General features: G+C 68.0%; 15 protein-coding genes. 6 read left to right on the forward strand and 9 right to left on the reverse strand.

Annotated elements, in window-relative coordinates:
* Nucleotides 1–332: 332 nt before the first annotated feature.
* The 4 genes from fsa to FBZ90_RS04155 all read left to right on the forward strand — a co-directional run bounded on the left by fsa (nucleotide 333) and on the right by FBZ90_RS04155 (nucleotide 3,782).
* A complete protein-coding gene (gene fsa, locus FBZ90_RS04140; protein WP_145729756.1) occupies nucleotides 333–1,013 on the forward strand; it encodes a fructose-6-phosphate aldolase in 681 nt (226 codons plus the stop codon).
* A 111-nt stretch (nucleotides 1,014–1,124) separates the two neighbouring features.
* Entirely contained in the window at nucleotides 1,125–1,835 is a 711-nt protein-coding gene (locus FBZ90_RS04145) for a DUF484 family protein (RefSeq protein WP_145729757.1), read from the forward strand.
* A 61-nt stretch (nucleotides 1,836–1,896) separates the two neighbouring features.
* Nucleotides 1,897–2,862, forward strand: coding sequence for a tyrosine recombinase XerC (locus tag FBZ90_RS04150; RefSeq protein ID WP_145729758.1), 966 nt, complete (start codon nucleotides 1,897–1,899; stop codon nucleotides 2,860–2,862).
* Between the two features lie 11 nt (nucleotides 2,863–2,873).
* The gene (locus FBZ90_RS04155; protein ID WP_145729759.1) at nucleotides 2,874–3,782 is read left to right on the forward strand and encodes a DUF2167 domain-containing protein; all 909 of its coding nucleotides are present in this window, start codon (nucleotides 2,874–2,876) and stop codon (nucleotides 3,780–3,782) included.
* A 237-nt stretch (nucleotides 3,783–4,019) separates the two neighbouring features.
* Here the strand turns inward: FBZ90_RS04155 and lpdA are convergent, their stop codons facing one another.
* The 8 genes from lpdA to zapE form a co-directional block, all read right to left on the reverse strand.
* The gene (gene lpdA, locus FBZ90_RS04160; RefSeq protein WP_145729760.1) at nucleotides 4,020–5,432 is read right to left on the reverse strand and encodes a dihydrolipoyl dehydrogenase; all 1,413 of its coding nucleotides are present in this window, start codon (nucleotides 5,430–5,432) and stop codon (nucleotides 4,020–4,022) included.
* Between the two features lie 215 nt (nucleotides 5,433–5,647).
* Nucleotides 5,648–6,886: a 2-oxoglutarate dehydrogenase complex dihydrolipoyllysine-residue succinyltransferase gene (odhB, locus tag FBZ90_RS04165; RefSeq protein WP_145729761.1), complete on the reverse strand. Its 1,239-nt coding sequence runs from the start codon at nucleotides 6,884–6,886 to the stop codon at nucleotides 5,648–5,650.
* Between the two features lie 86 nt (nucleotides 6,887–6,972).
* Nucleotides 6,973–9,897 (reverse strand): 2-oxoglutarate dehydrogenase E1 component, encoded by a 2,925-nt coding sequence (locus tag FBZ90_RS04170; RefSeq protein ID WP_145729762.1) that lies wholly within the window; start codon nucleotides 9,895–9,897, stop codon nucleotides 6,973–6,975.
* Nucleotides 9,898–10,371: 474 nt separating this feature from the next.
* Nucleotides 10,372–11,247 carry a succinate--CoA ligase subunit alpha gene (gene sucD, locus FBZ90_RS04175; protein WP_145729763.1) on the reverse strand — a complete coding sequence of 292 codons (876 nt, stop codon included), beginning with the start codon at nucleotides 11,245–11,247 and terminating at the stop codon, nucleotides 10,372–10,374.
* Nucleotides 11,248–11,249: 2 nt separating this feature from the next.
* Nucleotides 11,250–12,446 (reverse strand): ADP-forming succinate--CoA ligase subunit beta, encoded by a 1,197-nt coding sequence (gene sucC / locus FBZ90_RS04180; RefSeq protein WP_145729764.1) that lies wholly within the window; start codon nucleotides 12,444–12,446, stop codon nucleotides 11,250–11,252.
* Between the two features lie 225 nt (nucleotides 12,447–12,671).
* Nucleotides 12,672–13,631 (reverse strand): malate dehydrogenase, encoded by a 960-nt coding sequence (gene mdh / locus FBZ90_RS04185; protein WP_145729765.1) that lies wholly within the window; start codon nucleotides 13,629–13,631, stop codon nucleotides 12,672–12,674.
* Nucleotides 13,632–13,959: 328 nt separating this feature from the next.
* Nucleotides 13,960–15,237: a DUF2336 domain-containing protein gene (locus tag FBZ90_RS04190; RefSeq protein ID WP_186455599.1), complete on the reverse strand. Its 1,278-nt coding sequence runs from the start codon at nucleotides 15,235–15,237 to the stop codon at nucleotides 13,960–13,962.
* A 114-nt stretch (nucleotides 15,238–15,351) separates the two neighbouring features.
* Entirely contained in the window at nucleotides 15,352–16,476 is a 1,125-nt protein-coding gene (gene zapE / locus FBZ90_RS04195; RefSeq protein ID WP_145729767.1) for a cell division protein ZapE, read from the reverse strand.
* A gap of 299 nt (nucleotides 16,477–16,775) precedes the next feature.
* Between zapE and leuD the strand changes: the two genes are divergently transcribed.
* Nucleotides 16,776–17,390, forward strand: coding sequence for a 3-isopropylmalate dehydratase small subunit (gene leuD / locus FBZ90_RS04200; protein ID WP_145729768.1), 615 nt, complete (start codon nucleotides 16,776–16,778; stop codon nucleotides 17,388–17,390).
* 235 nt (nucleotides 17,391–17,625) lie between these two features.
* Complete coding sequence (gene leuB / locus FBZ90_RS04205; RefSeq protein WP_145729769.1) at nucleotides 17,626–18,735, forward strand: 3-isopropylmalate dehydrogenase; 1,110 nt, start codon at nucleotides 17,626–17,628, stop codon at nucleotides 18,733–18,735.
* A gap of 81 nt (nucleotides 18,736–18,816) precedes the next feature.
* Here the strand turns inward: leuB and FBZ90_RS04210 are convergent, their stop codons facing one another.
* A complete protein-coding gene (locus tag FBZ90_RS04210) occupies nucleotides 18,817–20,109 on the reverse strand; it encodes a pentapeptide repeat-containing protein (protein ID WP_145729770.1) in 1,293 nt (430 codons plus the stop codon).
* Between the last annotated feature and the right edge of the window lie 43 nt (nucleotides 20,110–20,152).

Genomic DNA, 20,152 nt, shown 5'->3' on the forward strand with positions numbered 1-20,152 from the left:
GTTCCCTATATGATCTTATACCAGGGCGTTTGACCGTAGCCGGTCAAATGCCGCCCTCAGGTGCCGGGCGCGGGCATCCGCCCGCTTGGCTTCCTCGGTTTCCAGTCCCCTACGCTCCCCGGAAACCTGCGGCGGCCCCAGTCGGGGCCTACAACGGCATAAGTCTCTGCCTCATGCCGTTGGTCCTATATGGGAAGCGGCCTTCAAGCGCGCATGCCCCCTATCCCCCGCCCCGCCATTTCTGCCCGTGCACCCGGGCGCCCCCTCCGTTAGAGTGCCGGCCAACCCGGGGGCGGGCCCCGGTCCCATTCAGATCTTGAGGGCATTCCCCCATGAAGTTCTTCGTCGATACCGCGGACATCAACGACATTCGCGAGCTGGCCTCCACCGGCCTGCTGGACGGCGTCACCACCAACCCGTCGCTGGTCGCCAAGTCCGGTCACAGCAGCTTCATCGACCTGATCGCCGAGATCTGCGACGTGGTGAAGGGCCCGGTCAGCGCCGAAGTCGCCTCGACCGATTTCGAGACCATGCTGAAGGAAGGCAAGCACCTGTCCAAGATCGCCCCCAACGTGGCGGTGAAGGTGCCCCTGACCCCGGCCGGCCTGAAGGTCTGCCACCACCTGTCGCAGGAAGGCACCATGGTCAACGTGACCCTGTGCTTCTCCGCCGCACAGGCCATCCTGGCCGCCAAGGCCGGTGCCACCTTCGTGTCCCCCTTCGTCGGCCGCCTGGACGACATGGGCCAGGACGGCCTGAGCCTGATCGAAGAAATCGTCACCATCTATGACAACTACCCGGACTTCACGACCGAGGTCCTGGTCGCGTCCATCCGCAACCCCATCCACGTGACCCAGTCGGCCAAGATGGGCGCCCACGTGGCCACCATGCCGCCCTCCGTCATCCGTCAGCTGTTCAACCATGTGCTGACCGACAAGGGTCTGGCGCAGTTCGTTGCGGACTGGGCCAAGACCGGGCAGACTATCCTGGATCAGCCGCTGCCGACCCGCTGATCCCTGTCGCGTTCCAGCGGATGCCTGACCGGTCCGCCCAGCGATGGGCGGGCCGGTTTGCGTTTGAACCCATGGGACGCCGGGCGACCGGCCTGAAGGGAAGAGCAGCATATGGGCGGCAAGACACCGCACAGCGCCTTGGGCGACGCCCTGACCGCGGAGGATGTGGCCACATACCTGCGCGAAACCCCCGATTTCCTGCAGCAGCACCCGGACGTGGTCCACCACCTGATCCCGCCGCCCGAGAACCGGGGCAACGGAGTCGCCGACCTGCAGCATTTCATGCTGCTGAAGCTGCGGCGCGAGGTGGCCGAGCTGACCGCCCAGCAGCAAGAGCTGATCGCCACCGCCCGCGCCAACATCAACAACCAGAGCCGGGTGCATGCCGCGGCGCTGTACCTGATGGACGCGCAGAGTTTCGAGCATCTGATCCAGACCATCACCACCGACCTGGCCGTGCTGTTGGACCTGGACATGGCCTGCCTGGTCATGGAGCAGCCGGAGGATAGCCGCCTGGTCCTGCATGCCGAGCGCAGTGGCCTGCAACTGGTGGGGACCGGCACCATCGGCCAATGGATGCACCGGCGCGAGGTCATCCTGCGCGGCAACATCCAGGGCATGCCCGAAATCTATGGCCCCGCCGCCCCCATCGTCCGCTCCGAGGCGCTGGTGCGCCTGCAGATCGCGCCCGACGCGCCGGCGGGCCTGCTGGCCTTCGGCTCCCGCGACGCCGACCTGTTCCACCCCGGCCAGGGCACCGAGCTGCTGAGCTTCCTGGCCCGCGTGGTGGAGCGGTGTATAAAAGGTTGGTTGGCTCTTTGAGTTGCCTCAAGCGCCGGCGGGCTCAGTCGGGCCCTATAAAAGGTGCGCTAGAGAGATCATCATGACCAAGCCCCCCGCCCTGGGATATTCCTGCGCGCCGGACGTGGCGGCGGCGCTGGAGGAGTGGCGGCGCTGGCTGACGTCGGAAAAGACGGCCTCGCCGCACACGCTGCGTGCTTACCAGGGTGATGTTGCCGCCTTCCTGTCCTTCCTGACGGAGCATCTGGGCCGGGCGCCCAGCCTGAACGATCTGGGCGGGGCGAAGCTGGGCGACTTCCGCGCCTGGTTGGCTGACCGGGCAAACGACGGCGCCATCGCCGCCAGCCGGGCCCGCGCCGTTTCCGGCGTACGCAACCTGTTCCGCTGGCTGGACCGCTCCGGCCGGCTGCACAACCCGGCCATCGGCCTGCTGAACGCCCCCAAGGTGAAGCGCCCCATCCCCCGGCCGCTGACGGTGGACGACGCCGGCACGCTGCTGGAGGAATCGTCCGACATCCCCGAATCGCCCTGGGTGGGCCTGCGCGACCGCGCCCTGTTCACGCTGCTGTATGGCTGCGGCCTGCGCATGGATGAGGCCCTGCGCCTGACCCGGGGGGAGGCGCCGCTGGCCAGCGACACGCTGCGGGTTACCGGCAAGGGATCGAAGCAGCGCGACGTGCCCGTCCTGCCCGCCGTGCGCCAGGCGCTGGCCGCCTATATCGAGGCCTGCCCCCACCCCCTGCCCGCCGCCGGGCCGCTGTTCGTGGGCGTGCGCGGGGACCGGCTGAACGACAGGGTGGCGCGCCTGGCCATGCAGACCCTGCGGCAGCTGCTGGGCCTGCCCGACACCGCCACGCCGCATGCATTGCGCCACAGCTTCGCCACCCACCTGCTGGGTGGGGGCGCCGATCTGCGCGCCATCCAGGACCTGCTGGGCCATGCCAGCCTGTCTACCACCCAGCGCTATACCGACGTGGACGCCGACCAGTTGCTGTCGGTCTATGAGACGGCGCACCCCCGGGCCCGACGCGGCGGCCCCCGTTCCTGAGGACACGCCCCATGCGGCTGCTGAATCTGGTCATCTCCCTCCTGTGCGCGCTGGTTTTCAGCGTGGCGCCACCGGCGCGCGCCACGGAGGAAACGCCCCTGTCACTGGCGGACAAGGCGGTCACCCTGACGCCCAACCCCGCCTTCCGCTATGTGGCCGCCGGCGACACCAAGGCTTTCCTGGAGCGGCATTGGCAGGGCCGTCCCCTGGCCGGCGGTGCCGGGCTGGGCCTGCTGGTCCCCGTTGGGTCAGCGCCGGAGCCGGCATGGGTGGTGGTCCTGAGCTATGACGGCGGCGGCCATGTCAGCGACCTGGATGCCGGCCGGCTGGATGCCGACGCCCTGCTGGCCGCGCTGAAATCCGCCGACGGCGGCACGCCGCGACTGACCGGCTGGGCCCGGCCGCCGCAGTACGACGAGTCCAGCCACACCCTGGTGTGGGCCACGCGGCGCCTGGCCGATGGCGGGGTGGTGGATGGCCTGGACTATCACGTCCGCCTGCTGGGGCGGCGCGGCGTGCTGGGCCTGGACATCGCCGCCCGCATGAACGACCTGCCCGGCATCGAAGGGGAGATGCCGGCGCTGCTGTCCATGGTCCGTTTCACGCCCGGCAACGGCTATCGCGACTACGTGCCCATCGCCGACCAGTCCGTCACCCTGGGCCTCAGCGGCCTGATCGCCGGCGACGCCCTGGTGAAGGGCGGGCTGCTGGACCATCTGTGGGCCGGCATCCGCAGCCAGAGCTTCATCTATCTGGTGGCGGTACTGATCGTGATGCTCGGGGCACCCCGCCTGCGCCGTTATTGGGGGCCGAAGCCGCCGCCGGCGCCGGCGCGGGACCAGCCGCCCGCCCCGCCCCCACCCCCGCCCCCACTGCCCAGGCGCGAGGATCATGACGGCCCCAAGGGGCCCTGGTCGTGAACTGATACGCGCGGCACTTGAACGTGACCGTTCAAGTGCTCCCTCAGGCGCCGGGCGGCGGACATCCGTCCGCCTAGGCTTGTCCTTGCTGCGCCCTGCGGTGCTCGCTTCGGCGGCCCCGGTCGGGGCCTACAGCGGCACGAGTCACTGTCTCGTGCCGCTGGGATGAAAGGCCCTCAACGCAAAACGGCGCCGGGATGACCCCGGCGCCGTTTCCGCATTCCCGGATGGGAAGGCTTACATGTGGATGGTGCGGCCCAGCACGCCCAGGGCCGCTTCCTTGATGGCCTCGGTCAACGTGGGGTGGGCGTGGCTGGTGCGGGCGATGTCTTCGGACGAGGCGCCGAACTCCAGAGCCAGCGCCAGTTCCTCGATCATCTCGCCAGCCGAGGCGCCGATGATGTGGGCGCCCAGCAGCTTGTCGGAATGGGCGTCGGCCAGCAGCTTCACGAAGCCCTCGGTCGCCTGCATGGAGCGGGCGCGGCCGTTGGCGGTGAAGGGGAACTTGCCGACCTTGTAGTTGACGCCGGCGGCCTTCAGCTGCTCCTCCGTCTTGCCGACGGAGGCGATTTCCGGCCAGGTGTAGACCACGCCCGGGATGGCATCGTAGTTGATGTGGCCGGACTGGCCCGCCATCACCTCGGCACAGACCACGCCCTCTTCCTCAGCCTTGTGGGCCAGCATGGCACCGGCGATGACGTCGCCGATGGCCCAGATGCCGGGCACGTTGGTGCGGAAGTGGTGGTCGGTCTTGACGCGCTTGCGCTCGTCCAGCTCCACGCCGACCTTGTCCAGGCCCAGGCCCTCGGTGTAGGGGCGGCGGCCGATGGCCACCAGCACCACGTCGGCCTCGATGGTCTCGGCCGTGCCGCCGGCGGCGGGCTCGACCGTCAGGGTGACGCCGGTGTCGCTGGCCACGGCCGATGTGACCTTGGTCGACAGCTTGAAGGACAGGCCCTGCTTGGCCAGGATGCGCTGCGACTGCTTGGAAACCTCACCGTCCATGCCGGGCAGGATGCGGTCCAGGAACTCCACCACCGTGACCTGCGCGCCCAGGCGCTGCCAGACGGAGCCCAGTTCCAGCCCGATGACGCCGCCGCCAATGACCACCAGGCGCTTCGGCACGCCGGCCAGTTCCAGGGCACCGGTGGAGGAGACGATGCGCTTCTCGTCGATGGTCACGCCCGGCAGGGGCATGACGTCAGAGCCGGTGGCGATCAGGATGTTCTTGGTGGTGACGGTCTCGGTGGCGCCGTCCTCCTTGGTCACCGTCACCTGGCCCGGGGCGGCGATGCTGCCCTTGCCGGTGAAGCGGGTGATCTTGTTCTTCTTGAACAGGAACTCCACGCCGGTGACGTTGGACTTAACCACGTCGTCCTTGTGCTTCATCATCGTCGGCAGATCGAGTTCGACACCCGACACCTTGACGCCGAAGTTGCCCAGGGAGTGGCTGGCCTCCTCGAACTTCTCACTGGCCACCAGCAGGGCCTTGGAGGGGATGCAGCCCACGTTCAGGCAGGTGCCGCCCAGGGTCTTGCGCATCTCGACGCAGGCGACCTTCATGCCCAGCTGGGCCGCGCGGATGGCCGCGACATAGCCGCCGGGGCCGCTGCCGATGACGACGAGGTCGAATTGGGTTTCGGTGGTCATGTTTGGGTTCCCTCAGGCGCCGGGCGCGGGCATCCGCCCGCTTGGCTTCCTCGATTTCCAGTCCGCTACGCTCCCCGGAAATCTGCGGCGGCCGCGGTCGCGGCCTAGTCGCTATCGCTCCGGATACGGTAGGCGTTAGGGAGCAGGCGCCGAATGTTGGATTAAGCGATCAGGCAGTCAGCAAACGGGGGGCCGTGGGCCCCCCGTCCGTCGGATCAGACATCCAGCAGGATGCGTTCCGGGTTCTCCAGGCATTCCTTGACCCGCACCAGGAAGGTCACGGCCTCGCGGCCGTCGATGATGCGGTGATCGTAGGACAGGGCCAGGTACATCATCGGGCGGATGACGATCTGGCCGCCGACGACCATCGGACGCTCCTGGATCTTGTGCATGCCCAGGATGCCCGACTGAGGGGCGTTCAGGATGGGCGAGCTCATCAGCGAGCCGTACACGCCACCGTTGGAGATGGTGAAGGTGCCGCCGGTCATGTCGGCGATGGACAGCTTGCCGTCGCGGGCCTTCTTGCCCAGCTCGTTGATCGACTGCTCGATCTTGGCGAAGCCCATCTGGTCGGCGTCGCGCACCACGGGAACCACCAGACCGGTGGGCGTGCCGACGGCGACACCGATGTCATAGTAGTTCTTGTAGATGATGTCGGTGCCCTCGATCTCGGCGTTGACGGCCGGGATTTCCTTCAGGGCGACCAGGCAGGCCTTCACGAAGAAGGACATGAAGCCCAGCTTCACGCCGTGCTTCTTCTCGAACTGGTCCTTCAGCTCGTTGCGCAGCTTCATCACGTTGGTCATGTCCACCTCGTTATAGGTGGTCAGCATGGCCGCGGTGTTTTGGGCATCCTTCAGGCGGGCGGCGACGGTCTGCCGCAGGCGGGTCATGCGCACCCGCTCCTCACGGTCGGCGCGCGCGCGCGGGCCGGCCGGGGCCTTGGCGATCGGGGCCGGGGCGGCAACCGGGGCCGGGGCGGCCTGCGGGGCGGCCAGGTGGTCGATCACGTCACCCTTGGTGACGCGGCCGTCCTTGCCGGTGCCGGCGATGGCGGCGGGGTTGACGCCGGCGTCGGCGGCGATCTTGGCGGCGGCGGGCATCACGCCCGCCGAGGCGCCAGCGGCCGGAGCGGCAACCGGGGCGGCGACCGGCGCCGGAGCGGCGGCCTTGGCCGGGGCCGGGGCGGCGGCGGGAGCGGCGGCCGCGGCGGCGCCACCCTCGGTGATCAGGCCCAGCACGGCGCTGACGCCCACGTTGGCGCCCTCGGCGGCCAGGATCTCACCCAGCGTGCCGGAGGCCGGGGCGTTCACTTCCAAGGTGACCTTGTCGGTCTCCAGCTCCACCAGCGTTTCATCCGCCTTGACGCTGTCGCCAACCTTCTTCAGCCACCGCGCGACCGTCGCTTCCGACACGGACTCGCCGAGGGTGGGCACCAGGATTTCCGTCGCCATGTTTTTGGGACCTTGGTTCGTTTCTAACAAAGGGTTTCAGAATAAAATCATTCCGGGGCCGCAACGGGCCCCGGAACGTCATTGGATCAAGCGATGGTCAGCGCCTCGTCCAGGAACTTGGCCAGTTCCTGGTTGTGGCGCTTCAGCTGACCGGCGGCCGGCGAGGCGGCCTCGGCGCGGCCCACATAGGACGGACGGCCCGCCTTGTGGTTCAGCTCCTTCAGCACGGCCTCGATACGGCGGTCGACGAAGCTCCAGGCGCCCATGTTCGCGGGCTCTTCCTGGCACCACACCACCTCGGCGTTGGGATACTTGGCCAGCTCCACCTTCAGGGCGTCGTGCGGGAACGGATACAGCTGCTCCAGACGCAGGAAGGCCACGTCCTTCACGCCGCGGTTCTCCCGCTCCTGGAACAGGTCGTAGTAGACCTTGCCCGAGCAGAGGACGACGCGGCGGATCTTCGCCGGCTCGACCAGGTCCACACCGGTCTCGTACAGGACGCGGTGGAAGGACTCGTTGCCGGTGAACATGGCCAGGTCGCTGACGCACAGCTTGTGACGCAGCAGCGACTTGGGGCTGAAGACCACCAGCGGCTTGCGGAACTCGCGGTTCACCTGGCGGCGCAGCACATGGAAGTAGTTGGCCGGGGTGGTGCAGTTCACGATCTGCCAGTTGTCCTCGCCGGACAGCTGCAGGAAGCGCTCCAGGCGGGCGGAGCTGTGCTCCGGACCCTGGCCTTCATAGCCGTGCGGCAGCAGCATGGTCAGGCCGGACATGCGCAGCCACTTGCTTTCGCCCGAGCTGATGAACTGGTCGATGATGGACTGGGCGCCATTGACGAAGTCGCCGAACTGCGCCTCCCACAGGACCAGGGCATGCGGCTCGGCCAGGGTGAAGCCATATTCAAAGCCCAGCACCGCCGCTTCGGACAGCGGGCTGTCGTGGACCTCAAACCGGGCTTGGTCGCCCCGGATGTGATCCAGCGGCACGTACTTGGCCTCGGTGGTCTGGTCGACCAGCACGCAGTGGCGCTGGGAGAAGGTGCCGCGGCCCACGTCCTGGCCGGACAGGCGCACGGGCACGCCTTCCACCAGCAGGGTGCCGAAGGCCAGCGCCTCGGCCGTGGCCCAGTCCAGGTCCTTGCCGGTGGCGAACATCTCCTGCTTGGCCTTGAGCTGACGCACCACCTTGGCGTTCACGTCCACGCCTTCCGGCACGGCGGAGATGGCCTTGCCCACTTCCTGCAGCAGGTCCATGGACGCGGCGGTCTTGCCCTTGCGGTCATCGTCCTTGGCGGCGCTCAGGCCCTGCCACTTGCCTTCCAGCCAGTCGGCCTTGTTCGGCTTGTAGGTGGTGGAGGCCTCGAACTCGACTTCCATGGCCTTGTGGAAGTCCTTCACGAAGCCATCGGCCTCCTCGGCCGTGATGACGCCCTCGGCAATCAGCTGCTTGGCGTACAGCTCACGGGTGGTGGGGTGGTTGCGGATGGCCTTGTACATCAGCGGCTGGGTGAACGCCGGCTCGTCGCCTTCGTTGTGCCCCTGGCGGCGATAGCACACGATGTCCAGCACCACGTCCTTCAGGAACTTCTGACGGAACTCCACGGCGATGCGGGTGACGTGGATCACGGCCTCGGGATCGTCGCCGTTGACGTGGAAGATCGGCGCCTGGATGGCCTTGGCCACTTCCGTCGGGTACGGGCCGGAACGGGCGTACTGCGGAGCGGTGGTGAAGCCGATCTGGTTGTTGGTGATGATGTGGATGATGCCGCCGGTGCGGTAGCCCTTCAGCTCGGACAGCAGCAGCGTCTCGGGCACCAGACCCTGGCCGGCGAAGGCGGCGTCGCCGTGCAGCAGCAGGCCGATGACCTCATGCCGCGCCTCATCGGACGGCGGCATGGTGGAGCGCTGCACCTGCTTGGCGCGGACCTTGCCGCACACGACCGGGTTCACCACTTCCAGGTGCGACGGGTTGGCCGTCAGCGACAGGTGGATGGAGTTGCCGTCGAACTCGCGGTCGGCCGAGGTGCCCAGGTGGTACTTCACGTCGCCCGAGCCCTGCACGTCCTCGGGATTGGCGGCGTTGCCCTGGAATTCGGAGAAGATGGCCTTGTACGGCTTGTTCATCACGTTGGCCAGCACGTTCAGGCGGCCGCGGTGCGCCATGCCGATCACCAGTTCCTTCAGGCCCAGCTGACCGCCGCGCTTCAGGATCTGCTCGATGGCCGGGATCCAGACCTCACCGCCCTCCAGGCCGAAACGCTTGGTGCCGGTGTACTTCAGCTGCAGGAAGCGCTCGAAGCCCTCGGCGGCCGTCAGGCGCTGCAGGATGGCCTTCTTGCCCTGGACCGTGAAGTCGGTCTGGTTGCGGATGCCCTCGATGCGCTCCTGGATCCAGGCCTTCTGCTCCGGATCCTGGATGTGCATGAACTCCACGCCGATGTGGCCGCAATAGGTGCGCTGCACCGCGTCCACGATCTGGCGCAGGGTGGCCGTCTCCATCCCCAGCACGTTGTTGATGAAGATCGGGCGGTCCAGGTCGGCGTCGGTGAAGCCGTAGGACTTGGGATCCAGCTCCGGATGCTCGCTGCGCTTCTCCAGGCCCAGGGGGTCCAGCTTAGCCATCAGGTGGCCGCGGACGCGGTAGGCGCGGATGAGCATCAGGGCGCGGATGCTGTCCAGCTGGGCCTGGCGCAGCTGCTCGGGCGTAATGCCACCAGCGACCGCACCGTTCGCGGCCGGGGCGGCGGCGCCATTGGCACCCTTGGCGCCCTTCGCCGGGGCGGCCGGCTTGGCGTCGGGGTCGGGCACGCCGATGACGGCGGCCTTGTTGGGCGCCCAGCTCGCCCCCTTGATCTCGCCCAGCACGACGCGGGCATCGTCATCCAGCCCGGCGAAGAAGCTGCTCCACGAAGGATCGACGGAGGCCGGATCCTGCAGGTAGCGGGCGTAAAGCTCGGCGAGGAAGGTCGCGTTGCCGGCGAAAAACAGGGAGCTTTGATCGGTTACCATGGCGCTCTGCGCTTGATCTGGGAGGGATAGGGCGCCCGCGTCTATGTGGCAGGGCGTCCCGATGGGACCGAAATTCGCGTTCTTTTACGCCATGATACCAGCGCCTTCAATATGCGACGGCGCGGGGGCCGTTGCCACGAAAACGCCTACCACGCATAAGAAACGCCCAGTTCCCGCAACAAACTCATCACGAACAAAAAGGCCCTGACTCTTTTGTTGCGCGGCACTGGACAAGGCGGGCCATCACGGACGGTGGGCGCGCACCCATCAACTTATTGATGTGCACGCTAACAATGAGGTGGCACCGGCATCCCGTCGGGTCAAGCGACCGACGGGAAACGATGCCTCATGCCAGCCATGGAAAAACGGCGGCCCCGGGGTGCCAGACGTACGCTGGGCCGGTGCCGCCGTTCCTTCCTGGGGCCGGCCCGGAAGTCCGGACCGGCCCTTACTTGACCCGCGAAGGCAGGGCCTTTAGCCCTTCAGCGCCTTCAGCATGGTGGAACCCAGGCTGGCGGGGCTGTCGGCGACATGGATGCCAGCGGCGCGCAGGGCCTCGACCTTGAAGTCGGCCGTGTCGTTACCGCCGGAGATCACGGCGCCCGCGTGGCCCATGCGGCGACCCGGGGGGGCCGTGCGGCCGGCGATGAAGCCAACGACCGGCTTCTTCGTCTTGCTGTCGCGGATGAACTCGGCACCGTCGACTTCCGCCGAACCGCCGATCTCACCGATCATGATGATGCCCTCGGTCTCCGGATCGTCGAGGAACAGCTGCAGGCTGTCCACGAAGTTGGTGCCGTTGACCGGGTCGCCGCCGATGCCGATGCAGGTGGTCTGGCCCAGGCCGGCCGCGGTGGTCTGCGCCACAGCCTCATAGGTCAGGGTGCCGGAGCGGCTGACGATGCCGATCTTGCCACGCTTGTGGATGTGGCCGGGCATAATGCCGATCTTGCACTCGTCCGGGGTGATGACGCCGGGGCAGTTCGGGCCGATCAGGCGGGTCTTGGACCCGGCCAGGGCGCGCTTCACCGTCACCATGTCCAGCACCGGGATGCCTTCGGTGATGCAGACCACCAGCGGAATCTCGGCGTCGATGGCTTCCAGGATGGCGTCCGCGGCGAAGGGCGGCGGCACGTAGATCACCGAGGCGTTGGCGCCGGTGGTGTGCACGGCCTCGGCCACGGTGTCGAACACCGGCAGGTCGAGGTGGGTGGTGCCGCCCTTGCCGGGGGTCACGCCGCCGACCATCTTGGTGCCGTAGGCGATGGCCTGTTCGGAGTGGAAGGTGCCCTGCGCGCCGGTGAAGCCCTGGCAGATCACCTTGGTGTTCTTGTCAACCAACACGGCCATGATTACGCGGCCTCCTTCACGGCCTTGACGATCTTTTCAGCGGCGTCGGCCAGGTTGTCGGCGGACAGGATCGGCAGGCCGGACTCGGCCAGGATCTTCTTGCCCAGCTCGACGTTGGTGCCTTCCAGACGGACGACCAGCGGAACGTGCAGGCTGACCTCACGGGCCGCCGCCACCACGCCCTCGGCGATGACGTCGCAGCGCATGATGCCGCCGAAGATGTTGACCAGAATGCCTTCGACATTCGGATCGGACAGGATGAGCTTGAACGCGGTGGTCACGCGCTCACGGGTGGCGCCGCCGCCCACGTCCAGGAAGTTGGCCGGCTCGCCGCCGTACAACTTGATGATGTCCATGGTGGCCATGGCCAGGCCGGCACCGTTGACCATGCAGCCGATGTTGCCATCCAGCTTCACATAGTTCAGGCCGTGCTTCGTGGCCTCGGTCTCCGACGCCTCTTCCTCGCTCTCGTCACGGAGCTCTTCGATGTCCTTGTGACGGTAGAGGGCGTTGTCGTCGAAGTTCATCTTGGCGTCGAGGGCGATGATCTCACCGGCGCCGGTCACGACCAGCGGGTTGATCTCGACCTGCGAGGCGTCCAGCTCCACGAACGCCTTGTACATGGCGGACAGGAACTTCACCGCGGCGCCGACCTGCTTGCCTTCCAGCTTCAGGCCGAAGGCGATCTGGCGGGCGTGGTAGCCCTGCAGGCCGCTGACCGGGTCGATGGCGATCTTGACGATCTTCTCGGGGTGGCTGTGGGCCACTTCCTCGATTTCCATGCCGCCCTCGGTCGAGGCGATCACGGTGACGCGGGAGGTGGCGCGGTCCAGCAGCAGGGACAGGTACAGCTCGCGCTTGATGTCGCAGCCTTCCTCGACATAGAGGCGCTTGACCTCCTTGCCTTCCGGACCGGTCTGCTTGGTCACCAGCGTGTGGCCCAGCATTTCCTTGGCGTTGGACACGACGTCGTCGATCGACTTCACAACGCGGACGCCGCCCTTGCCCTCGGGGTTCTCCTTGAACCGCCCGGCGCCACGGCCGCCGGCGTGGATCTGGGACTTCACGACCCAAACCGGGCCGCCCAGGTCCGTGGCCACGGTCTTGGCCTCTTCGGGGGTGTAGGCAACGCCGCCGCGGGGTACCGCGACGCCGTATTTCTTCAGCAGGCCCTTGGCCTGGTATTCATGAATATTCATTCGGGGATCGCCCGCTTCCGGTTGGGAAACGGCCTCGCAAAGTTTGCGGCCGATCGCGGGGCCAACCCCGCGCCGCGGGCACTGTAGAGAGCAATGCCGGGGCGATCAACCGCGTAAGTGACGGAAGGGTGGCTTTGAACGCTATTCCGGTATCTCTTTGCCAAATGGCCCCGCCTGCGCGGGGCGGACGGGGCCATTCAGAACGTCATACCGGAACCCGAACGATCAGCCGGCGACCTTGGCGGTCACTTCGACCAGCTGCTGCACGGCGGCAACGGACTTCTCGAAGTTGGCCTTTTCCTCGGCGTTCAGCTCGATCTCGATGATCTTCTCGACGCCGCCGGCGCCGATGATCACCGGCACGCCGATGTAAAGGCCGTCCACGCCGTACTGGCCGGTCAGCTTGGCGGCGCAGGGCAGCACGCGCTTCTTGTCCTTCAGGAAGCTCTCGGCCATGGCGATGGCGGAGGCGGCCGGGGCGTAGAAGGCGGAACCGGTCTTCAGCAGGCCGACGATCTCGGCGCCACCGTCACGGGTGCGCTGCACGATCTGGTCCAGCTTCTCCTGCGTGGTCCAGCCCATCTTCACCAGGTCGGGCAGCGGGATGCCGGCAACGGTGGAGTAGCGGACGGAGGGGACCATGGTGTCGCCGTGGCCGCCCAGCACGAAAGCGGTGACGTCCTCGACCGAGACCTTGAACTCGTCCGCCAGGAAGTGGCGGAAGCGGGCGCTGTCCAGCACGCCGGCCATGCCGACCACCTTGGCCGGGTCGAAGCCGGTGACCTGCTGCATCAGGCCGACCATGGCGTCCAGCGGGTTGGTGATGACGATGACGAAGGCGTTCGGGGCGTGTTCCTTGATGCCCGCGCCGACGCTCTTGATCACCTTGGCGTTGATGCCGACCAGGTCGTCACGGCTCATGCCCGGCTTGCGCGGCACGCCGGCGGTGACGATCACCACGTCGGCGCCGGCGATGTCGGCATAGTCGGAGGCACCGGTCAGGGCGCTGTCGAACCCTTCCACGGGGGCGGCTTCGGCGATGTCCAGCGCCTTGCCCTTGGCGACACCCTCGAAATCAGGGATGTCGAACAGGACGATGTCGCCAAGCTCCTTCAGGCCGGCCAACAGGGCCAGGGTGCCGCCGATCTGGCCGGCGCCGACCAGCGCGATCTTCTTGCGTGCCATGGTTGGGTTCCTCGAACTTCGGGTTGAATGAAAAGGCGTCACGAAACTACGGGGACCACGCCCGGCCAATGACGGAAAGGCATCGGGCAAGGTCCCGGAAAGTCGCCGTGCGGGGTCCCAGGCGCCAGGGCGCCCGGCCTTCGGGGCCCGAGGAACGAGGGAGCCCGCGGCGGGCTGCTTAGCCTGAATCCGCGCGCCGGGCAAGGCGCCCCTTGCAGCCGCAGGCGCGCGCCGCCGCCATGGCAGGCTTCCGGCAAAAGGTATGGCCCGGAACCGAGGGGCGGGCGCACGATCTCCAGTCCCTGGCGGGCCCCAGCAGCGAAAAGCCTCACTTGGGCCGAATGTCGAACAGTTCCAGGTGCCAGTGCATCTCGACATCGGTCATGGGATAGTCCGTTCCCAGCCGGGCGTTCAGCAGCTTGCGCGGCGCGATGCCGGCGCCCCGGGCCTGCAGGGTGCGGGCGCCCCGCATGGAGAAGCCCGCCCGCCAGGCCAGCGCCGTCACCGCCTTGGGGCTTTGCGTCGCCAGGATGCGGCGCACGGCGTCCGCCGGCACGCGGGCCAGCAGCGCCACCGCCTCCTGGGCGAAGTCGCGGTCGCCCCAGCTGAGGGCGTCGCACACCACATCCTCGTTTAGGCCGCCGCCGGCCGCCAGGCGCGCCGCCTTCTCCGCGGCACCCTCGCGCTTGGCGTAGCCCGCCGCCCAATCCAACCGGCGGGTGGCCGCGGCCACCACAGCCTCCACCCCCTCCCGGTCCAGCCCCTGCCCCGCCAGGCCCTCCCGGATGGCGTCCTGCACCGCATCGGCCAGGCGTTGCGACACTTCCGCCGGGCCCGCCGGCGGCACCCCAGGGGCACCAGCGGGAGCATTCGGATCAGGTACCTCTTCGGCGCCATCGCCGGCCGCGACCCCGCCGATGGGCATGTGGCCCCGCTCCGCCAGCAGGCGGCGGGCCTTGGGCGACAGGTCGGCGCCGGGGTTGCCGGCCAGGGTGGCCCAGGACTGGTGATCGCCCATCGCCACCACGGCGTCGCCCACGGGCTGGGACACGGTGCGCCGCCCGGCCACCGCCTCCACCACCCAGGGCTCGGGCCGGCGGGACAGGATGTCCAGCAGTTCCTCATCCGACAGGGCCATGCACCAGCGCAGCACCGGCCCCGCCACATCCTGGGCCACGTCGCGGGCCAGGGTCACCGCCAGCTTGGGCGGGGCGCATTCCACATCGGCCAGGGCGCTGGACAAGGCGGTGCGCACACGGATGACCTGATCGGCGGCCAGCAATTCCAGCGCGGCGAAGGCAACGTCGCGCATGGCCCCCACCTCGGGACGGGACAGGTCGGGCAACAGGCGGGTCAGCTTGTCCGCCAGCAGGGCCCGCACCCGCTCGCTGGGGTCGCGCGCCAGGCGGCCGAAGGCGCGCACCGGTGTCATGGCGTTGGTCACGACGGCGCCGCGCACCCGCTCGTCATCGTCATCCGCCAGGTAATAGAGCAGTTCGGGCCGTGTGTCGGGGCTGTTGGCCAATGCCACGCGCGCCGCGACATCGCCACCGGCGGCCACCGTCTTGGCGGTCTCGTAATCGATGGTCGGCGTGGACGGCGGCAAGGGCCCCTCCGGCTGGGTCACAGGATCGGGGCACATTAACATGTCGGCGGGGGAACCGTCAGCGCGCCCGAGGGGGCAGCGCGCCAACGGGCACCACGCCAACGGGGCACCCCGTTACGTGAGATGCCCCGCCGCCAGATAATCCTCCGCCTGCATTTCCATGAGGCGGCTGACGGTGCGCTGGAACTCGAACGCGTGCTGGCCCTCGGGGTAGAGCTGGCCCGGCGCCGCCTCCGCCGCCATGATCAGGTGCACCTTGTGCTCATACAGCGCGTCGATGAAGGTCATCAGGCGCTTGGCCTCGTTACGCAGGCTGGGGTCCAGCATGGGCACGCCGTCCAGCAGCACGGTGTGATAATGCGTGGCGATGGCCAGATAGTCGCCCGCCCCCAGGGGCTGGCGGCACAGTTCGTCAAAGGTGAACCAGGCCACACCCTTGGCCTGGCGCGGCACCGGCAGCGTGCGCCCCTGCACCATCAGGTGGGTGGCGGTGGGCTGGGTGTCCGTCAGCTCGGTGAAGGTCTTTTCCAGCGCCGCCGTGGCCGCCGGCCCCAGCGGGTCGAAGTAGACCTGGCGCCCCCGGATGCGGGCCAGGCGATAGTCGCGGGCCCCTTCCAGGTGCAAGACGTCCAGCTTTTCCTTCAGCAGGGCGATGAAGGGCAGGAACAGGTCGCGCTGCAGGCCGTTCTTGTACAAGTCGTCGGGCGCCCAGTTGCTGGTCGCCACCACCACCACGCCCAGCTCGAACAGGTGGGTGAACAGCCGGCCCAGGATCATGGCGTCGGCGATGTCGGTGACATGGAATTCGTCGAAGCACAGCAGCCAGGCCTGGTCGGCGATGGTGCGCGCCAATTCGGGCAGCGACTCGTCGGCCCCGCTCTTGCGCAGGTCCGGACGCTGCCGCAGGGCGTGCAGCGACTGATGCACCTCCTGCATGAAGGCGTGGAAATGGACGCGGCGGCGGCGCAGCACCGGCGCCGTCTCATAGAACAGGTCCATCAGCATGGACTTGCCCCGCCCCACATCACCGTAGATGTACAGGCCCTGCGGCGCCGGATCGGGCCGCCGCGCCAAGCCGAAACGGGCGCGCCAGCCGGACTGGCCCTGGGCCGGACGGTAGTCCTTCAGCGCCTGGTAAAGGCTTTGCAGCTTTTCCGCCGCCAGTTCCTGCGCGGGGTCGTCCTTCAACGTGCCGGTGCCGCGCCGGGCGCGGTAGACGGACAAGGGACCTTCAGTCATGGGGCGGCCACCGCAGTGCTGGGAAACGGGCGGTTCCTCATATCGAAACGGTTCGCCGCCAACAACAGACGCGGCCTCAACGCACCCTTGCGCCGCCCATGCGATGGTCGGAAGCGGGCCCAGTGCATCGATGCCACGGCGCAATATAAGTGCGCCAATTGACCCGTTACCGTACTTCCCTTGCGTTTCGGTGGGGTCAGTCGCGCGTTGACGTATCATCGCGGATGGTTGTTGGCCCGATCCGCCTTGTGGCAGAAAGGGGCAGCGTCACCCGTTTTACAGTCACCGGACGAGAGCCCATGGACAAGTTCACCATCCTGACCGGCGTCGCCGCCCCCCTGCCGATCCAGAACATCGACACGGACATGATCATCCCGGCGCGGTATCTGAAGACCATCAAGCGCACCGGCTTGGGCAGCGGGCTGTTCTCCTCCCTCCGTTTCAACGAGGACGGCAGCGACCGGGCGGACTTCATCCTGAACCAGACGGCCTACCGCAAGGCCAGCATCCTGGTGGCGGGCGACAATTTCGGCTGCGGCTCCTCGCGGGAGCATGCGCCCTGGGCCCTGCTGGATTACGGCATCCGCTGCGTCATCGCCCCCAGCTTCGCCGACATCTTCTTCAACAACTGCTTCAAGAACGGCATCCTGCCCATCGCCCTGCCGCAAGAGGTGGTGGACCGCCTGATGGACGAGGCGTCCAAGGGCGCCAACGCCACCTTCACCGTAGATCTGGAGAAGCAGACCATCACCACCCCGGACGGTGAAAGCGTCGGCTTCGATGTGGAGCCGTTCCGCCGCCATTGCCTGCTGAACGGCCTGGACGACATCGGCCTGACCCTGCAGCAGGTCAGCGCCATCGACGCGTTCGAGGCGCAGCAGCAGACGGGCCAGCCCTGGCGCTGGGCCCGCTGACCGGTTGACCGTCCCGGAGGGGGCCCCTGCCCTCGCCGGTGATTTCGCTGTGACGGCCCAGGGACGCGCGCCTTTGGCGCGGGTCCCGGCCCAACGGGGGGTTTGCAGGATGCAGGCCCACCCGATATTTTCGCTAACCAGCAGCCGCTAGGCCGCACGCCCGGCTGGGCCTTCCCGGGGACGGGAAGCCGGCAGCCGTGGCGGCGCCGCACCATCCGACAAAAAGGGTTCATCCATGGCCGCTTACTCTCTTCTCATGCTGCCGGGCGACGGTATCGGGCCGGAAGTCATGCGCCAGGTCCGCCGCGTCATCGACTGGATGGCCCGGCGCCGTGATCTGGAGTTCACCGTGTCGGAAGGCCTGGTGGGCGGTTGCGCCATCGACGCCTACGGCGTGCCCCTGTCCGACGAGACCATGGCCCAGGCGCTGGCCGCCGACGCCGTGCTGCTGGGCGCCGTGGGTGGCCCGAAGTGGGACGGCGTCAGCTTCGACAAGCGGCCCGAGGCCGGCCTGCTGCGTCTGCGCAAGGAGATGGAGCTGTTCGCCAACCTGCGCCCGGCCGTGGTGTTCGACGCCCTGGTCGACGCCTCGACCCTGAAGCCCGAGGTGGTGCGCGGCCTGGACATCATGATCGTCCGCGAACTGACGGGCGGCGTCTATTTCGGTGAGCCGCGCGGCATCGAGGACCTGGGCAACGGCATCCGCCGCGGCGTCAACACCCAGGTCTACACCACCCCGGAAATCCAGCGCGTGGCCCGCGTCGCCTTCGAGCTGGCGCGCAAGCGCGGCAACAAGGTCTGCTCCTGCGAGAAGCGCAACGTCATGGAGTCGGGCCTGCTGTGGAACCAGGACGTCACGGCCCTGCACGCGGCGGAATACAAGGATGTGGAACTGAGCCACATGCTGGCCGACGCCGCCGCCATGCAGCTGGTGCGCAATCCCAAGCAGTTCGACGTCATCGTCACCGACAACCTGTTCGGCGACATCCTGTCGGACGAGGCCGCCATGCTGACCGGTTCCATCGGCATGCTGCCGTCGGCCTCGCTGGGCGCCGCCGACGCCAATGGCCGCCGCAAGGCGCTGTATGAGCCGGTGCACGGCTCCGCCCCCGACATCGCCGGCCGCGACGTCGCCAACCCCATCGCCTCGCTCCTGAGCTTCGGCATGGCGCTGCGCTATTCCTTCGACCGGAGCGAGGAAGCCGACCTGCTGGACAAGGCGGTGCAGAACGTCCTGAAGGGCGGCATGCGCACGGCCGACATCATGTCCCCGGGCATGGCACGCTGCTCCACCTCCGTGATGGGCGACAGCATCCTGCGCGAGCTGGACAAGCTGGTGGGCTGAGGCCCACGCCTTACCGCAAAAAGGAAAGGCCTGGAGCCACGCCGGCTCCAGGCCTTTTCCTTTTCGTGCATTCCGCCGACGCTACTTCGACCGGACCTGGGCGGTGATGGCGCCGTCCAGCACGATCCCCTCCACCTGGGCGTCGCGCAGGTCGGCACCGGTCAGGTCAGCCTCACGCAACACCGCGCCGCGCAGGTTGGCGCCGCGCAGGTTGGCGCCCCGCAGGCGGGCCCGCGTGAACCGTGCTGGCCATTTGCGGTCCGGCTGTTCGGCGCTTTCCAACAGGCCCAGGTTGGCATCCTGCAAGTCGGCGCCGTTGAGGTGGGCGCGCTCGAAATTGGCGCCGCGGCCATCCACGCCCACCAGCACCGCGTCCTGCAGGTCTGTGCATTCCAGGTCGGCCATGACCAGGGACGCCCCCGTCAGCACCAGGCGCCGGGCCATGGCATAAGCCATCTTGGCGGCCGTCAGGTTGCGGCCTGAGAGGTTGAGCGCGGTGAGGTCACGGCCCGACAGGTCGGCCCGGGTACCGGATCGCCCGGCGGCGGCGACCCAGGTAGCGTGATCCTCCACAATATCCATCACCGGGCGCGCGCCCTCTTCCCCCTCGCCCGGCAGGACGGCGCCCTTGCCACGCAGGCGGCCGATCAAGCCGGTTTCCATGATGGCGCCCCGGAAATTGGCATCCTGCAGCAGGGCGTCGTTGAAGATGGCGTCGGTCAACACGGCGCCGGCGAAGGTGGTGCCGCTCAGCTTGGTTTCCGACAGGTTGGCGCCCTGAAGGTTGGCCCCCTTGAACACGGCGCCGCGCAAATCGGCGCCGCGCAAATCCACGCCCGTGAGGTTGGCGTCGCTGAAGTCCGCGTTCAGCGTCCAGGCACCGTTCAGGCGACTGTCGGACAGATCGGTGCCGACGGCGATGGCGGAGGTCAGGTCAGGAATGCGGCCATCGAAGGTTTCGGGCAAGGGTTTGCCGCCGCGATAGACGGCCAGCACAGCCTCGCGCACGTCGGCCTCGCGCATGCGCGCCTTGGTCAGGTCGGCGCCGCGCATGCTGACGCCGCGGAGATCCGACTTGGACAGGTCGGCCTGGCGCAGGCAGGCCAAGCGGAAATCACAGGCGAAGAGGGAGGCGCTGCGCAGCCGCGTCCCCACCAGTTGGGCCTGATCCAGGCGGCTGCCGGTCAGATCGGCGTCGGTAAGGTTCAGGGTCGAAAGAACGGCGCCCCGAAGGTCATGCAGCACGAAGGCGAAGCGGGCGCCGCCAATGCGCCCCTCGATCAACCGCTCGTGCTTGCGGGCCGCTTCCATGACCTCAGCGGGGGCGACGCGCCGCCATTCGAAGTTTTCCTGGTACTGCCGTTCAGGATGCATGCGGATTAGCCACCCGACTTACCACCATCGCCCCGATCAGCCG

Source organism: Nitrospirillum pindoramense (assembly GCF_007827955.1).
Lineage (GTDB): Bacteria > Pseudomonadota > Alphaproteobacteria > Azospirillales > Azospirillaceae > Nitrospirillum > Nitrospirillum amazonense_B.